This is a genomic window from Nocardiopsis dassonvillei (assembly GCF_964273065.1).
Classification (GTDB): domain Bacteria; phylum Actinomycetota; class Actinomycetes; order Streptosporangiales; family Streptosporangiaceae; genus Nocardiopsis; species Nocardiopsis dassonvillei_B.
The window spans coordinates 5392054-5406813 of sequence record NZ_OZ186815.1 but is presented as its reverse complement, the minus strand read 5'-3'; the positions used below and the strand labels follow the sequence as shown (position 1 = coordinate 5406813).

The 14760-nt window shown below is 72.9% G+C and carries 11 protein-coding genes and 5 tRNA genes; 12 read left to right on the top strand and 4 right to left on the bottom strand.

The genetic code is table 11. The features are described from left to right. Positions 1–34: 34 nt before the first annotated feature. From ACSUPR_RS24220 to ACSUPR_RS24205, 4 genes are all read left to right on the top strand, one after another. A complete protein-coding gene (locus ACSUPR_RS24220) occupies positions 35–2041 on the top strand; it encodes an acetyl/propionyl/methylcrotonyl-CoA carboxylase subunit alpha (protein WP_436892126.1) in 2007 nt (668 codons plus the stop codon). Further along, positions 2038–3195, top strand: a complete 1158-nt coding sequence (locus tag ACSUPR_RS24215; RefSeq protein ID WP_436887017.1) for an acyl-CoA dehydrogenase family protein — start codon at positions 2038–2040, stop codon at positions 3193–3195. Before ACSUPR_RS24220 ends, ACSUPR_RS24215 begins: the two co-directional genes overlap by 4 nt. A gap of 349 nt (positions 3196–3544) precedes the next feature. Further along, positions 3545–4192 carry a hypothetical protein gene (locus ACSUPR_RS24210; RefSeq protein WP_436887016.1) on the top strand — a complete coding sequence of 216 codons (648 nt, stop codon included), beginning with the start codon at positions 3545–3547 and terminating at the stop codon, positions 4190–4192. A gap of 79 nt (positions 4193–4271) precedes the next feature. Continuing rightward, positions 4272–4514, top strand: coding sequence for a hypothetical protein (locus ACSUPR_RS24205; protein ID WP_436892227.1), 243 nt, complete (start codon positions 4272–4274; stop codon positions 4512–4514). Positions 4515–4585: 71 nt separating this feature from the next. Here ACSUPR_RS24205 and thrS read toward each other — a convergent pair whose 3' ends face one another. After that, entirely contained in the window at positions 4586–6559 is a 1974-nt protein-coding gene (gene thrS / locus ACSUPR_RS24200) for a threonine--tRNA ligase (protein ID WP_436887015.1), read from the bottom strand. A 615-nt stretch (positions 6560–7174) separates the two neighbouring features. On the opposite strand from thrS, the gene ACSUPR_RS24195 reads away from it, so the two are divergent. Continuing rightward, positions 7175–7468, top strand: a complete 294-nt coding sequence (locus ACSUPR_RS24195; RefSeq protein WP_436887014.1) for a PGPGW domain-containing protein — start codon at positions 7175–7177, stop codon at positions 7466–7468. Between the two features lie 445 nt (positions 7469–7913). Here the strand turns inward: ACSUPR_RS24195 and ACSUPR_RS24190 are convergent. Beyond that, a tRNA-Val gene (locus tag ACSUPR_RS24190) sits at positions 7914–7987 on the bottom strand. 484 nt (positions 7988–8471) lie between these two features. Between ACSUPR_RS24190 and ACSUPR_RS24185 the strand changes: the two genes are divergently transcribed. Next, positions 8472–8894 carry an SsgA family sporulation/cell division regulator gene (locus ACSUPR_RS24185; protein WP_436887013.1) on the top strand — a complete coding sequence of 141 codons (423 nt, stop codon included), beginning with the start codon at positions 8472–8474 and terminating at the stop codon, positions 8892–8894. Between the two features lie 103 nt (positions 8895–8997). Here the strand turns inward: ACSUPR_RS24185 and ACSUPR_RS24180 are convergent, their stop codons facing one another. Beyond that, positions 8998–9840 (bottom strand): aminotransferase class IV, encoded by an 843-nt coding sequence (locus ACSUPR_RS24180; protein ID WP_436892125.1) that lies wholly within the window; start codon positions 9838–9840, stop codon positions 8998–9000. Between the two features lie 380 nt (positions 9841–10220). Here ACSUPR_RS24180 and ACSUPR_RS24175 point away from each other — a divergent pair, with 380 nt between their 5' ends. The 6 genes from ACSUPR_RS24175 to ACSUPR_RS24150 all read left to right on the top strand — a co-directional run bounded on the left by ACSUPR_RS24175 (position 10221) and on the right by ACSUPR_RS24150 (position 12636). Beyond that, positions 10221–10652: a roadblock/LC7 domain-containing protein gene (locus tag ACSUPR_RS24175; RefSeq protein WP_436887012.1), complete on the top strand. Its 432-nt coding sequence runs from the start codon at positions 10221–10223 to the stop codon at positions 10650–10652. A gap of 162 nt (positions 10653–10814) precedes the next feature. Next, positions 10815–10890, top strand: a tRNA-Gly gene (locus ACSUPR_RS24170). Positions 10891–10958: 68 nt separating this feature from the next. Further along, a tRNA-Gly gene (locus ACSUPR_RS24165) sits at positions 10959–11031 on the top strand. Between the two features lie 51 nt (positions 11032–11082). Then, positions 11083–11157: transfer RNA gene (locus ACSUPR_RS24160), tRNA-Cys, on the top strand. Between the two features lie 19 nt (positions 11158–11176). Beyond that, positions 11177–11250 (top strand) — tRNA-Val (locus ACSUPR_RS24155). 339 nt (positions 11251–11589) lie between these two features. Continuing rightward, complete coding sequence (locus ACSUPR_RS24150) at positions 11590–12636, top strand: CPBP family intramembrane glutamic endopeptidase (protein ID WP_436887011.1); 1047 nt, start codon at positions 11590–11592, stop codon at positions 12634–12636. A gap of 1119 nt (positions 12637–13755) precedes the next feature. Here ACSUPR_RS24150 and ACSUPR_RS24145 read toward each other — a convergent pair. Further along, complete coding sequence (locus ACSUPR_RS24145; RefSeq protein WP_436887010.1) at positions 13756–14691, bottom strand: aldo/keto reductase; 936 nt, start codon at positions 14689–14691, stop codon at positions 13756–13758. Positions 14692–14760 lie beyond the last annotated feature (69 nt).

Sequence of the window (14760 nt, the reverse complement as noted above, 5' to 3'; positions counted from 1 at the left end):
CGTCGCCAACCGGGGTGAGATCGCCCTGCGGGTGATGCGCACCCTGCGCCGGATGGGCCTGGGGGCGGTGGCGGTGCACACCGACGCCGACGCCGGGTCCCCGCACGTGCGGGCCGCCGACCTGGCCGTGCGCGTGCCCTCCTACCTGGACTCCGACGCCATCGTCGCCGCGGCCGCGGAGGCCGGGGCGGGCCTGGTCCACCCCGGTTACGGCTTCCTGTCGGAGAACGCCGCGTTCGCCCGTGCCTGCGCCGACGCCGGACTGGTGTTCATCGGCCCGCCGCCCGCCGCCATCGACGCGATGGGCGACAAGATCCGCGCCAAGGAGACGGTGGCCGCCGCCGGGGTGCCCGTGCTGGGCGGCTTCACCGAGGAGCCCGGGGCCCCGCTGTCCGACGAGGCGCTGCTGGAGCGGGCCGCCGCCACCGGTTACCCGCTGCTCATCAAGCCCTCCGCCGGAGGCGGCGGCAAGGGCATGCGCGCCGTCCACTCCCCCGAGGAACTGCCCGCCGCCGCGGCGGCCGCCCGCCGCGAGGCCCTGGCGTCGTTCGGCGACTCCACCCTTCTGGTGGAGCGCCTGGTGCAGCGCCCCCGGCACATCGAGGTGCAGGTCCTGGCGGACTCCCACGGCAACGTGCTCCACCTGGGCGAACGAGAGTGCAGCCTCCAGCGCCGCCACCAGAAGGTGATCGAGGAGGCACCCTCGCCGCTGCTCACCGACGGCCAGCGGGCCGCCATGGGCGGGGCCGCGGTGGCCGCCGCCCGCTCCTGCGGGTACGTGGGGGCGGGCACCGTCGAGTTCATCGCCGAGGCGGACGGGGACGGCGGGCTGTCGTTCTCGTTCCTGGAGATGAACACCCGGCTCCAGGTGGAGCACCCGGTCACCGAGGAGGTCGTCGCGGTCCGCGGCGAGCGCGGCCTGGACCTGGTCGAACTCCAGGTACGGGTGGCGATGGGGGCGCCGCTGCCGTTCGGCCAGGACGACGTGTCCTGGGTCGGGCACTCGGTGGAGGCCCGGGTCTACGCCGAGGACGCCGACCGCGGGTTCCTGCCCAGCGGCGGCCCGGTGCTGGCCCTGGCCGAACCCTCCGGCGAGGGGGTGCGGGTGGACTCGGGCATCGCCGCCGGGAACGAGGTGACCTCGTCGTTCGACCCCATGCTCGCCAAGGTGATCGTGTGGGGGCCGGACCGGGCGTCGGCGCTGCGCCGCGCCGACGACGCGCTGGCCGGGTACCTGCTGCTGGGCTGCGTCACCAACACGGCGTTCCTGCGCCGCCTGCTGCGCCACCCCCGGGTGGCCGCGGGCGACCTGAGCACCGACCTCATCGAGTCCACCCCGCCCGAGGCCGCGCCCGGGGAAGTCCCGGACCGGGTGTACGCGGCCGCCGCCCTGGACCACATGCTGGACCTGGAGCCGCCGGCGCCCACCGCCGACCGCTTCGCCGTCCCCGACGGGTGGCGGGTCGGCGGGCCCGCGTGGACGCCGTGGCGGCTGCGCGCCCCCGGCGGCGACCCCGTCCTCGTGCGGGTGCGCCGCACCGGCACCGGGTTCTCGGTTGCCGTGGGCGGCGCCGACCCGGTGGACGCCCGCGCCCGCCGCGACGGCGACCGGCTCACCGTGTCCTACGCGGGCCGCACCCGCACCTACCTGCGGGCCGCCGACCCCGCCACCGCCCACCGGTGGCTGGGCGCCGACGGCACCGCCTGGACCCTGCACGAGGAGCCCGTCGACGCCGCGCTGCGCAGCGACGAGGCCGCTGCCGACGGCACCGTGCGCAGCCCGATGCCCGGCACGGTGCTCGCCGTGCCGGTGGCGGTCGGCGACGCGGTCACCGCCGGTCAGGCTCTGGCCGTCGTCGAGGCCATGAAGATGGAGCACTCCGTCACCTCACCCGTCGACGGCACCGTGGCCCGCGTCGCGGTCCGGCCCGGCGCGTCCGTCCCGATGGACGCCGTCCTGGTCGTCGTCGAGCCCACCGGGTCCCCGGACACCCCCGGGGACCCGTCCGACCCCGCCATCAGCGAGGAGAACCAGCGTTGAACCGCCACCAGCTGTCGACCGAGCACGCCGACCTGCGGGCCGCCGTGGAGGAGTTCGCCCGGACCGAGGTCGCCCCGGTCATCGGCGAGCACTACGAGAACGGGACCTTCCCCTACGAGGTCATCGCCAAGATGGGGCGGATGGGCCTGTTCGGCCTGCCCTTCCCCGAGGAGCACGGCGGCATGGGCGGCGACTACTTCGCCCTGTGCCTGGCCCTGGAGGAGCTGGCCCGGGTGGACTCCTCGGTGGCCATCACCCTGGAGGCGGGGGTGTCGCTGGGCGCGATGCCGCTGTACCGGTTCGGCACCGAGGAGCAGAAGAAGGCCTATCTGCCCCGGCTGACCTCGGGTGAGGCGCTGGGCGCGTTCGGGCTGACCGAGCCCGACGGCGGCTCCGACGCGGGTGCCACCCGCACCACCGCCCGGCTGGAGGACGGGCAGTGGGTGATCAACGGGACCAAGTCGTTCATCACCAACTCCGGGACCGACATCACCGCGCTGGTCACCGTCACGGCCGTCACCGGTCGGCGGGAGGACGGCCGGCCGGAGATCTCCTCCATCCTGGTGCCCGCGGGGACGCCCGGGTTCTCGGTCGGGCAGAAGTACTCCAAGGTGGGGTGGAACGCCTCCGACACCAACGAGCTGGTGTTCGAGGACTGCCGGGTGCCCGAGGGGAACCTGGTGGGCGAGCGCGGCCGCGGGTACGCCCAGTTCCTGCGCATCCTCGACGAGGGCCGCATCGCCATCGCGGCACTGTCGGTGGGCCTGGCCCAGGGCTGCGTGGACGAGAGCGTCCGCTACGCCCACGAGCGCAGGGCGTTCGGCAACGCCATCGGCCACTACCAGGCGATCCAGTTCAAGATCGCCGAGATGGAGGCCCGCGCGCACACCGCCCGGCTGGCGTACTACGACGCCGCCTCGCGGATGCTGGCGGGCGAGCCGTTCAAGAAGGAGGCGGCGATCGCCAAGCTGGTGGCCTCCAACGCGGCCATGGACAACGCCCGCGACGCCACGCAGGTGTTCGGCGGGTACGGGTTCATGAACGACTACGCGGTGGGCCGCTTCTACCGGGACGCCAAGATCCTGGAGATCGGCGAGGGCACCAGCGAGGTCCAGAAGATGCTCATCGCCCGCGAACTGGGCCTTCCGGCCTGAGGCGCGCGGAGGGGCCCGGGCGCGGGTCGGACGCGCCCGGGCCCCTCCGACCCGCCCGCCCGGAGGCCAGCGTTCCGGCCCTCCGGGCGCCCCGGGCCCCTCGCCGCACTCCGCACTCCGCACTCCCGCCCGGTCCCGGACGGATCCCGCCGCCGTCGGTGGCCGGGACCGGCCCCTGTCCCGGTTCGGTGAACGCCAGGGGTGACAAGTCCCCACAATCGGCACAGAATGGACTTCGTACGGCCAGTGCGGGTCCCCTGCGTTCGGGACCCCGCGACCCGGTCCGCCCACGCAGCGGCCCCGCCACGGGTCCACGGCCCCTCATATCCCCGGCCGGAGGAGTCACCGGATGGAAGGCGCCCTGCCCGTCCTCGCCCTGGTCGTCGTCGTGGTGGCGGCCGGCGCGGTCGCGGTCTCCGCGCACTTTCGCAAGGAACGCGTCGTCGAACTCCGCAGTTGGGCGCGCACACACGGATGGACCTACGCCGAACACCACCCCGCCCCGCTGGGCGACGCCGCGCTCCCGCGCCCGCTGGGCGGCCGCTCACCGCGCTTCCGGCACGTGCTCGCCGGACGGCACGGCGGCCACCGCGTCGTCTTCTTCGAGCACACCCCCCGTCCGGCCGCCCGCGGCGCGGACGAGGCCGTGCACACCTACCGGGTGGTGGCCGTGCGCACCCCCGGCACCGACACCGACCTGGAGATCCGCCGCCGCGACGACGCGGCGGCCACCGCTGCCGGGACCGACCTGGAGCGGGCCTTCCACGTGTCCGGGGGCGACGGGTTCGCCCGCGCGGCGCTGGGCCCGGAGACGGTGGAGTGGCTGCTGGCCGACCCCCGCTCGCGCTCCTTCCCGGTCCGCTTCACCGGTGAGCACGTGCTCACCTGGGCCGTCCTGCGGCTGGACCCGGACCGGGCGCTCACCGCGGCCGACTACCTCATCGACCTCATCGACCGCGTCCCCGCGCAGGCCTGGGGGACGCACACCGGCTCCTGACCCGGCCGTACACCGCTCGCGCCGCCGGGGGAGCGCTAGAATCCGGCTTGCCCCAACGCAGCAAGGAGTGACATCCGTCTTGAGCGACCCCAACTCGACGGCGCGCATCTCCCGCGCGGACCTGTTCCGCGACGAGGAGGCACCCGACCCCAACTCGACGGCCCGGATCTCCCGCGCCGACCTCTTCCGCGACGAGGAGGCACCCGACCCGAACTCCACCGCGCGCATCTCCCGCGCAGAGCTGTTCCGCGACGAGGAGAGCCCCGACCCGAACTCCACCGCGCGCATCTCCCGCGCGGACCTGTTCCGCGACGACGACTGACGCGGCCCGCGACCCGAAGAGCGCCCGCCCGGCGGACCGGACGGGCGCTCTTCGCGCGTTGCGGAGCGGACTCAGCGGCGCTCGCGGACGGCGGCGACGATCTCGGCCACCGCCTCGTCCACCGGCACCCCGTTGTTCTGGGAGCCGTCGCGGTAGCGGAAGGAGACCGCGCCCTTGCTGATGTCCTCGTCGCCGGCCAGCAGCATGAAGGGCACCTTCTGCTTCTGGGCGTTGCGGATCTTCTTCTGCATGCGGTCGTCCCCGGCGTCGACCTCCACCCGGATGCCCTCGGCCCGCAGCTTGGCCGCGATCTCCTGGAGGTAGGGCACGTGCTCGTCGGCGATCGGGATGCCGACCGCCTGAACCGGCGCCAGCCAGGCCGGGAAGGCGCCCGCGTAGTGCTCCAGCAGGACGGCGAAGAAGCGCTCGATGGAACCGAACAGGGCGCGGTGGATCATCACCGGGCGCTGACGGGAGCCGTCGGCGGCGGTGTACTCCAGGTCGAACCGCTCGGGCAGGTTGAAGTCCACCTGGATGGTGGACATCTGCCAGGTGCGGCCGATGGCGTCCTTGGCCTGGACGGAGATCTTGGGACCGTAGAAGGCGGCGCCGCCCGGGTCCATGACCAGCTCGAGCCCCTGCTTCTGGGCGGCCTGGCGCAGGGTCTCGGTGGCCTCCTCCCAGACCTCGTCGGAGCCGATGGACTTCTCCGGGTCCTTGGTGGACAGCTCCAGGTAGAAGTCGTTGAGCCCGTAGTCGCGCAGCAGGTCGAGCACGAAGGTCAGCAGCGAGTCGAGCTCGTCCGCCATCTGCTCCTTGGTGCAGTAGATGTGCGCGTCGTCCTGGGTGAAGCCGCGGGCGCGGGTGAGGCCGTGCACCACGCCGGACTTCTCGTACCGGTACACGGTGCCGAACTCGAACAGGCGCAGCGGCAGCTCGCGGTAGGAGCGCCCGCGCGCGTCGAAGACCAGGTTGTGCATCGGGCAGTTCATCGGCTTGAGGTAGTAGTCCTGGCCGCCGTCGAGCTGCATGGGGGGGTACATGCCGTCCGCGTACCAGTCCAGGTGCCCCGACTTCTCGAACAGGGCGCCCTTGGTGGCGTGCGGGGTGTAGACGAACTGGTAGCCGCTCTCCTCGTGGCGCCGGCGCGAGTAGTCCTCCATGACCCGGCGGATGACGCCGCCCCGGGGGTGGAAGACCGCCAGCCCCGAGCCGATCTCGTCCGGGATGGAGAACAGGTCCAGCTCGGCGCCGAGCTTGCGGTGGTCGCGCTTCTCGGCCTCCTCCAGGAAGGTCAGGTACGCCTTGAGGGCGTCCTTGCTCTCCCAGGCGGTGCCGTAGATCCGCTGCAGCTGCGGGTTGGTCTCCTTGCCGCGCCAGTAGGCGGCCGCGGTGCGCATGAGCTTGAACGCGGGGACGACCCGGGTGGTGGGCAGGTGCGGACCCCGGCACAGGTCCTTCCAGCACTGCTCGCCGCTGCGCGGGTCGATGTTGTCGTAGATGGTCAGCTCACCGGCGCCGACCTCGGCGGAGGCGCCCTCGGCGGCCTCGGCCGCGCCGCCCTTGAGGCCGATCAGCTCCAGCTTGTAGGGCTCGGTGGCCAGCTCGGCGCGGGCGTCCTCGTCGGTGACGACCCGGCGGTCGAAACGCTGCCCCTGCTTGATGATCTGCTGCATCTTCTTCTCGATGCTCTTGAGATCGGCCGGGGTGAAGGGTTCGGCGACGTCGAAGTCGTAGTAGAAGCCGTTCTCGACGGGCGGCCCGATGCCCAGCTTCGCCTCGGGGAACAGCTCCTGGACGGCCTGGGCGAGGATGTGCGCGGTGGAGTGGCGCAGGATCGCCCGCCCCTGCTCGGAGTCGACGGTGATCGGCTCGACGGCGTCACCGTCGTGCAGCTCGCGGAACAGGTCCCGCGGCTCGCCGTTGACCAGCGCGGCGATGACGGTCCGGCCGTCCGCCTCCAGCGCCTGCCCCGCCGTAGTGGTGGCCGCCACCACACGCGGTGTTCCGGCGATGGTGATGTGCAGCTCGGGCGCGGCGGACACGGTGACTCCTCGTAAGACGCGAACAGGTGGTGACGCCGGTCGCCGCGTCCGTCGGGGGCGGCGCCGAGTCTGCGAACGATGCTATCGGCTCCGGACCGCGGCCGCCCCGCGGCCGACGGTGCCGGAACACCGTTCCACGGGGGGGTATACGCCGTATGCGCGACGCCTCCCGAAAGGAACGCCGAAGGGACGGGAACCGGACCGCCGGCACGATCGTTGCCTCTCAGATCACGTGATTCGGACTCGGCTCCGGCGGCATCTGCGGCTTCCGCAACCGTGCCCCCACCGGTCCGACCGCCCAGGCCAGCCCGGGGAGGCGCACATGAACAAGACGAATCTGTCATGAATTGTCATGTTTTCGGCGAGCCGTCCACAGGTTCGCCAAGGGCCATTGATCCCCTCACCGGGATCGGTGACAATCAGCAGACATCCGACCACCGTCCCCAGTCGACCCGAATGCACCCACTCGCTTCGACCGAATACCGTGAGCGCATGTCACCGAGCCCGCCGAACGGCCCATCGACCCCGGAGACATCCCCCAGTCCGCTCCTCAGCAGCCGCCGCGCCCGCATGTGGCGGCGCACGAGGGCCCGCCTCCGCCTCTTCCGCAGGCGCATGCACACCCACCCGGTGCTGCACCTGCCCTGGCGCATCCTCGTGGGCACGGTGGGCACCCTGATCATCCTGGCCGGGCTGCTGATGATGGTGGCCCCCGGACCGGGGGTCGCGGCGGTCATCCTCGGCCTGGTGGTCCTCAGCACCGAGTTCGCGTGGGTACGACGGGTACTGCGCCCGGCGCGGATCTGGTTCCACCGGGCGGAGAGGCTGGGCATGCGGATGCGCGCCAGACTGCTGGAGCGCTTCCGCACCCGGCGGGCCCTGCGCCGCAAGCGCCTCTCCCCCGAGTGAGGGCGGGCCCGGGCGGGAACGGGAAGGTCCATGCCCCGGCCAGGGCCGGCCGCGCCCCGGGGTGAACGAACACGCGGGGACGGAGCACCGCACGCCCCGGCCCCTCCGGGGGCGCCGGCCCTGTCGGCGGGCCCCGCACGCGGGCGAGGCCCGCACACACGTGGCGGGACCCCCTCCGGGGCACCCTGTGCGCGCGACCGCGCCGCAGGGGGGTGCTCAGGGGCCCCGGGCGCCTCCCCCGGCGGGAACGACGAAGGCGGCCCCGCCCGGAGGGCGGAGGCTTCCGCACGGGGTCGTCTCGAAGTGGAGTGGGCTCCGGGCGGACCGACCACGACCCGTGGGGCGAAGCCCCGCACCGGGGCCCGGTGGTCGTCCCCGGAGGGAACGAAGAAACGACCCTGCTCGGGGGCCTTCGGCCGCCTCGCCGGGTCGTTCCGGAGTGGAGTGGGCGATACAGGACTCGAACCTGTGACCTCATCGGTGTGAACGATGCGCTCTAACCAACTGAGCTAATCGCCCGAGAACCGCGGTGACCCGCCGTTTCGGTGTCCTCCCTGTCGTTCGGACAAGGAAAACTCTAGCGCATCCCGGAGGGTGTTCGCTCCACCTCCGGCCGACCCCTGGAACCCATGTGTGACTGAGGTCACATTACGCTACCGTCGGGTTCATGGCAGAGTCACCCGTCGGGCATGCATCCCCACAGCTAGAAGGAGTTCCCGTCCACGCCGCCCCCCGGCGCGACCCCGCATAGCGCGGTTTTCGTGACGTGGGCCACCCGACATTGGGAAATCTTTGGTTTCTCCTGGTCATTACAGTGACGAAGGATCGCGGAGCCGCCCCGCGGCGCGCCGTGCCCGCAGGGCGGGCGGCGAGACCTCCGATCCGATCGAAGAAAGTCTCCGTACTCACGTCATAGTCCGCGAGCGACCCCGTTGGAGCGAGTGAGACGGCACCGACCCGCACCGCCGCAGGCGAGGGCCGGACGAGAAAAGGTTTGGCGAACATGAACAGTAGCGACACCACTGCCACCGCCGAGCTGGGCCTTCGGCTCGTGGTTCCCGAGCGCACCGCGGTTCCCCTGGTCGCTCGGCTCGACTACAGCGCGAACGACCCGTACGCGATCCGCGTGGCGTTCCACACCGGCGAGGACGACCCCGTCGAGTGGATCTTCGCCCGTGAGCTCCTGACCGTGGGCATCGTCCGCCCGGTCGGCGAGGGCGACGTGCGCGTGTGGCCCTCCAAGGACGAGAACGGCGACCGCAACGTCTGCATCGCGCTCTCCTCCCCCTTCGGCCAGGCCGAGTTCGACACCCAGGTGTCGCCGCTGGCCGAATTCCTCCACCGGACCTACGAGATCGTCCCGGCCGGGCAGGAGGCCCAGTTCGTCGACCTCGACGAGGAGATCCAGCAGCACCTGGCCTCCTGAGGCCGACGGCCCGCGGACACGGGGTCGCGCACGGGACCGCACGGTCGCAGCGGAAAGGGGACGGCGCTCGGCGCCGTCCCCTTTCCCATGCCCTACGGGACCGTCACGGGTCCAGGTCGTCCGCCGAGCGCTCGGCGAACACCTTCATCGCCTCCAGCGTGACCGGGCCGGGCGCCTCCGACACCCTCAGGTCGTCGATCTTGAGGATCGGCTGCACATCGCGTCCGGTGGAGGTCAGGAACGCCTCGTCGACCTCCGGCAGGCGCTCCATCGGCACGTCCTCCTCCTCGCCCCCGTACCACTCCAGGACGAGCTCGCGGGTGATGCCCGCCAGCGGGCCCGCGGACAGCGGAGGGGTGACCAGGCGGCCGTCCAGCACCACGAAGACGTTGCTGCCGGTGCCCTCGCACAGGTTCCCGGAGATGTTGCGGAACACGGCCTCGCTCGCCCCCCTCGCCTTGGCGTGGGCCAGGGCGCGCACGTTGTCGGCGTAGGAGGTGGTCTTGAGCCCGGCCAGCGCGCCGAACTCGTTCCGCGGCCAGGGCGCCACGGCGACGTCGGTGTGCGGGGCGATCGGCAGGAAGGGGCCCAGGGCCACGATCATGGTCTGCTCGCCGGCGGCACGCTCGGAGCCCAGCGGTCCGGCGCCGTCCGTGACGGTGATGCGCACCCGGGCGTCGGTGAGCTCGGGGTTGGCGGCCACCGCCAGCGCCACGCCCTCGGCGACCAGTTCGAGGTCGGGCGTCTCCATGCCCAGCCCCTCGGCGGAGCGGGCCAGGCGGCGCAGGTGACGGGTGAGCGCGAACGGGCGGCCGTTCCGCGCCCGGACCGTCTCGAAGACACCGTCGCCGACGGTGATGCCGTGGTCGACCACCGGGATCCGCGCCTCGGCCGCGTCGACGACGGTGCCGCGGCCGTACCCGGCCCCGGCGATCCACACCCTCATTGTCAACCCCCACGATTCTCGGCTGCCCGGCTCGGACCGGACCGCAGCACGATCCTCCCACTTCGCGGGCGGCCGTCGGGCCCCGGCGCCTACCCGCAGCCCGTCGGGCTTGGCAAGGGCCGTGACCGGCACCGGCCGTGGTCCGGTTCTCAAGGTCCGATCATCATCGCATCGTGACTGGTCAGGTGCATCCCCGGAAAGGGCGGCCCGGTCCCCGGCCGCCGGAAGGGCCGAAAGGATAAGTTACGAATGACTATCATCTGGGCAACGCTTATGCGGGACCCGGCGGTGACCGGTCGTGCTCTCCCCCTCTGACGACCGTCCCGCGGCGCACGGGCTCCGCAGGTCCCCCTGCCCGCCTCGACAGAGCAAAGAGAGACATGACAGCACCGAGTACCGCCCGCGGAGAGCTCAGCTGGCTGCTGGACGACCTCCTCACCCGGGCCTCCGGAACACAGCACGCCATCGTTCTGTCCACCGACGGGCTCCTCATGGCGACCTCCAGCGGCCTGGACCGGCCGGCCGCCGAGCACCTGTCGGCGATCGCCTCGGGCCTGCACAGCCTCGCCGGGGGGGCCAGCAAGCAGTTCTCCGCCGGGGGCATCCGGCAGAGCATCATCGAGATGGACCGGGCCTTCCTCTTCGTCGCCGCGGCGGGCGAGGGGGCGTGCATGGCACTGATGTCGGACTCCGACAGCGACGTGGGCCTGATCGCCTACGAGATGAACAAGGTGATCGAGAGGGTCGGCCAGTACCTCTCCGCACCGCCCCGGCCCGACATGCCCTCCACCCCGGCGCACGTCGAGAAGTGACCGTCCCCGCCGCCGCGGCGGGCCGGCCACCGGCCCTGCCCCGGCTGGGGGTCGGCCGCGCCCGGGACCGCCGATTTCGCGCTCGGCGCGGAATCCGCTAGAGTTCTTAACGCAGCGAGGGGGCGGCCCGGAGATGAACGGGAGGCCCGCGGAACTCGCCGCGCGGACGTGGCTCAGCTGGTAGAGCATCACCTTGCCAAGGTGAGGGTCGCGGGTTCGAATCCCGTCGTCCGCTCCAACGATTCGACTCGGCCTCCGCGAGGTGGCAGAGTGGGGTCGGCCCCGGGAGGATGTCCCGGAGCACACGCGGACGTGGCTCAGCTGGTAGAGCATCACCTTGCCAAGGTGAGGGTCGCGGGTTCGAATCCCGTCGTCCGCTCGGAGAGGCCCGCATGGGTGTCCACAAGGCGATTCCCCCATGTCGTTTCCAGGCGGAGTGGCCGAGTGGTTGAGGCAAGGGACTGCAAATCCCTGCACACGGGTTCGATTCCCGTCTCCGCCTCCATGCACCTCATATCCCATGAGGGCGGTTAGCTCAGTTGGTTAGAGCGCTACCTTGACACGGTAGAGGTCACAGGTTCGAATCCTGTATCGCCCACACGAACAGAAGGCGGCCCTGCCCGCGCGTCGAACGCGCCGGCGGGGCCGCCTTCGTCGTTCCCACCGTCGGCTCCGGCGGCGCCCCGGAGGGCACTCCGGAAGGCGGACCGCCCGAGGAGGGCCCACACCCGGGTCGGGCCGCATCCACGGCGGCCGCGCCCGACGGCCGGACCGCACCACGGTGTCCGGCGGGCGCGGCCCCGCCGTCCGCCGCCGCTGCGGGCCGGCCCCCGGAGCGGACATGACATTCGTCATCGCCCCGTGTGTGTGAATCGCAGGAGAAACCGGTGATGGCCGCCTCTGCCGGGTGCCTCCGCCCCCTCGTTAGATTCGAGGCATGAACCGCGACGACCATCCCCACCCCGCTCCGACCGCGCAGCCGACCGGAGCGCCGCTCCCCCAGGAACCCGGATCCGCCCCGGTCCCGCCGCCCGCCCCGCCCGCGCCGCGCCGCCGCGGACCGCGACCGGTCCCCGCGGGGGTCCCCTACCACCGCGTCCTGGCCGGGGAGAAGCGCCGCGTCTGGCGCGGCATCCTCGCGATCGTGCTGCTGGTGGTCGGGATGCTGCTGTTCAGCACCGTCCTCACCTTCCTGGCCGTCGCCGTCGACGCGCTGACGGGCAGGGCCGACCCCGCGTCGGGCGAGTTCGAGCTCACCCCGCTGCTCAACGCCTCGGGCCTGCTGGCGATGGCCCTGCTCACTCCCTGGAGCATGCTCATCCAGCGGTGGCTGTACGGGGTGAGGGGGGCGTCCCTGCACTCCGTCCTGGCGTGCTTCCGCTCCGAGCCCTTCACCCGCTCCCTGCTGGTCATCGGGCCGGTATGGGTCGTCTACATGACCCTCTTCTCGTTCGCCACGCCCTTCGAGGAGGGGGTGTGGTCGACCACCGACCTGTTCCTGAGCTTCGGCATCATCATGCTGCTGGTACCGCTGCAGGCGGCCGGTGAGGAGTACGGCTTCCGCGGGCTGATCTTCCGGGTCGCCGGAAGCTGGAGCCGCGGCCCGCGGGCCGCCCTGGTCATCGGCACCACCGTCTCCAGCCTGGTGTTCATGGCGGCGCACTTCGCGGCCGACCCGTGGCTCAACCTCTACTACTTCACGTTCGGCGCCACCCTGGCCCTCATCACCTGGCGCACGGGCGGCCTGGAGGTCGCGGTCGTCATCCACGCGGTGAACAACACGCTCGCTTTCCTGATCTCCGTCATCATCCACTCCGACCTCGCCGCCGGGTTCGACCGCTCCGCGGGTGTCGGATCGGCGATCATGCTCGTGCCCTGCGGCCTGCTCATCGCGGTCACGGCGGTGGTGTGGCTGCGCACGCGGCGGACCGGCCCGGCCCTGACCCCCGGCGGCGCCGAGGCCGCCGCGGAGCCGGTGGCGTAGCGGCCCCGCCCGGGGCGGTGCCGGGTCCGGCACCGCCCCGGGCCTCACCGGCCGAGGACCTCCCGGGCCGCGCCGGTTCCCCCGCAGACCGGTCGCGCCGCTCCTCCAGCGCCTCGCGCTACTCCTCGACCAGGGGCTCCTGGGCCCGGGCCTCGGCGGCGACGAAGGCGTCGAGGCACCCGGGGGAGGACGGGCACTCCGCGGACGGCACGGCGTCGTCGGTCACCTCGGAGGCGCCCGCGGGATCGGCGGAGTAGCCGCTCAGGCCCGTGCACTCCTTCCTCGTCGGCGGCCGCCACCGCCGGATCCTGCCGCGCGGCTGCGTACGCGGTCCCGGACAGGTCCTCGGCCAGATGGCGGGTCCCGGGGGTGTCGGGAACGAGCCCGTTCTCCTGCTCCTCCCACAGGCCCTCCCCGTTCGGCGGCGGGGAGTCGGGGTTCAGCCGCAGGTCGGCCTGATGGAGGCGGCCGCCCCCGGGCACGGTCCGCCGGAGGGGCGGCACCGGTGGCCGGGTGGCCGCCCAGCACCGCGTACACGGCGTTCTCGTCGCCGCAGAGGCAGGGGCCCCCGAGGTCCTCCTCGGGCACCGCGAACCCGTACTCGCGGGCCAGGTCCACCCGGGCCGTCCCGTACCTGCGGCACTCGTGGTGGGGCCCGAAGAGGGTCGGCACCTCCTCGCCCGTGGGCGCGTCGGGGCGGACCGCGACGTCGTGGCCCAGGCCGGCGGGGCACTCCACCGCCAGGGCGTCCCGGGCCGGCTCACGGTCCACTGCTCGTGCTCGTCGAGCACGTGGTCGTAGAGCGGCAGATGCAGCCGCTCGCCGGGCTCGGGGGCGGTGACGGCGTAGGGGTCAGCGGGCTCGGCGGGCCCCGCCGCCCCGGCGCTCGCTGGGGCCTCCTCGGGGGCCGGTCCGGCGGCGGTCCCGCCGTCCGATCCCGGGGAGCAGGCGGTGAGGGCGAGGGCCGGGACGAGGGTCGGGGGGATCGTGCGCTGCGGTGGCCGCACCGGCTGCTCCAGGGGCGGGGAGAGGGGTCGCGCCGGGTGGGCGGGCCCGGCCCTCCCGCCGTGGCCCGGGGGCCGCGGCGGTCTCCGGTCCCCGGGGGGACCGGAGCACCGGTCAGGGGACGCGGTGGCCCGCGGCGCGGAACAGCTCGTACCACTCCGGGCGGGTCAGGGGCAGGTCCGAGCCCTGGGCCGCCCCGGTCACCCGCTCGGGGGTGGTGGTGCCCAGCACGACCTGCATGCGGGCGGGGTGGCGGGTGATCCAGGCGGTGGCGACGGCGATCGGCGGCACACCGTACCTGCCGGCGATCCGGTCGATGACCGCGTTGAGCTCCGGGTACTCGGGCGAGCCGAGGAAGACCCCGTTGAAGAACCCGGCCTGGAACGGCGACCACGCCTGGACGGTGATGTCGTGCAGCCGGGCGTGGTCCAGGGCCCCGCCGCCGTCCAGGGTGGCCGACTGCGGTTCCCCGAGCATGTTGGCGGCCACCCCCTGGGCGATGATCGGGGCGTGGGTGAGCGACAGCTGGAGCTGGTTCACCGCGATGTGCTGGCGCACGTACCGGCGCAGCAGGTCGATCTGGCGGGGCGTGTGGTTGGAGACGCCGAAGGCGCGGACCTTCCCGGCGGACTCCAGGTCGTCGAACGCCCGGGCGACCTCCTCGGGCTCGACGAGGGCGTCGGGCCGGTGGAGCAGCAGGATGTCGACGCGGTCGGTGTCCAGGGCGCGCAGCGAGTCCTCGACGGACGCGACGATGTGCTCGTAGGAGTGGTCGAAGTAGGGCCCCGCCGGGACGATGCCCACCTTGGTCTGGATGGTGACGGCGTCGCGTTCGGCCGGGGTGAGGCGCATCGCCTCGGCGAAGCGGCGCTCGCACTCGTGCGGGGTGCGGCCGTAGATGTCGGCGTGGTCGACGAAGTCGACGCCCACATCCCGTGCGGTGTGCACGAGGGTGCGGATCTCGTCGTCGGTCTTCTCCGCGATCCGCATGAGGCCGAGCACGACGTTGGGAGCGGTGATGTCCGTCCCGGGCAGGGTGAGGGTCTTCACGGGTTTCCTTTCGATCCGGCGTTCACGCTAGGAGTCGGGGCCGGGGAAGTCCAACCGGAACCGCGCGGT

Coding starts and splice junctions, on each gene's coding strand:
- ACSUPR_RS24150 (WP_436887011.1), top strand. CDS start 11,590: ATGAACCGCGACGACCATCCCCACCCCGCTCCGACCGCGCAGCCGACC.
- ACSUPR_RS24220 (WP_436892126.1), top strand. CDS start 35: ATGCGCACCCTGCGCCGGATGGGCCTGGGGGCGGTGGCGGTGCACACC.
- ACSUPR_RS24210 (WP_436887016.1), top strand. CDS start 3,545: ATGGAAGGCGCCCTGCCCGTCCTCGCCCTGGTCGTCGTCGTGGTGGCG.
- ACSUPR_RS24185 (WP_436887013.1), top strand. CDS start 8,472: ATGAACAGTAGCGACACCACTGCCACCGCCGAGCTGGGCCTTCGGCTC.
- ACSUPR_RS24195 (WP_436887014.1), top strand. CDS start 7,175: ATGCACACCCACCCGGTGCTGCACCTGCCCTGGCGCATCCTCGTGGGC.
- ACSUPR_RS24180 (WP_436892125.1), bottom strand. CDS start 9,840: ATGAGGGTGTGGATCGCCGGGGCCGGGTACGGCCGCGGCACCGTCGTC.
- ACSUPR_RS24175 (WP_436887012.1), top strand. CDS start 10,221: ATGACAGCACCGAGTACCGCCCGCGGAGAGCTCAGCTGGCTGCTGGAC.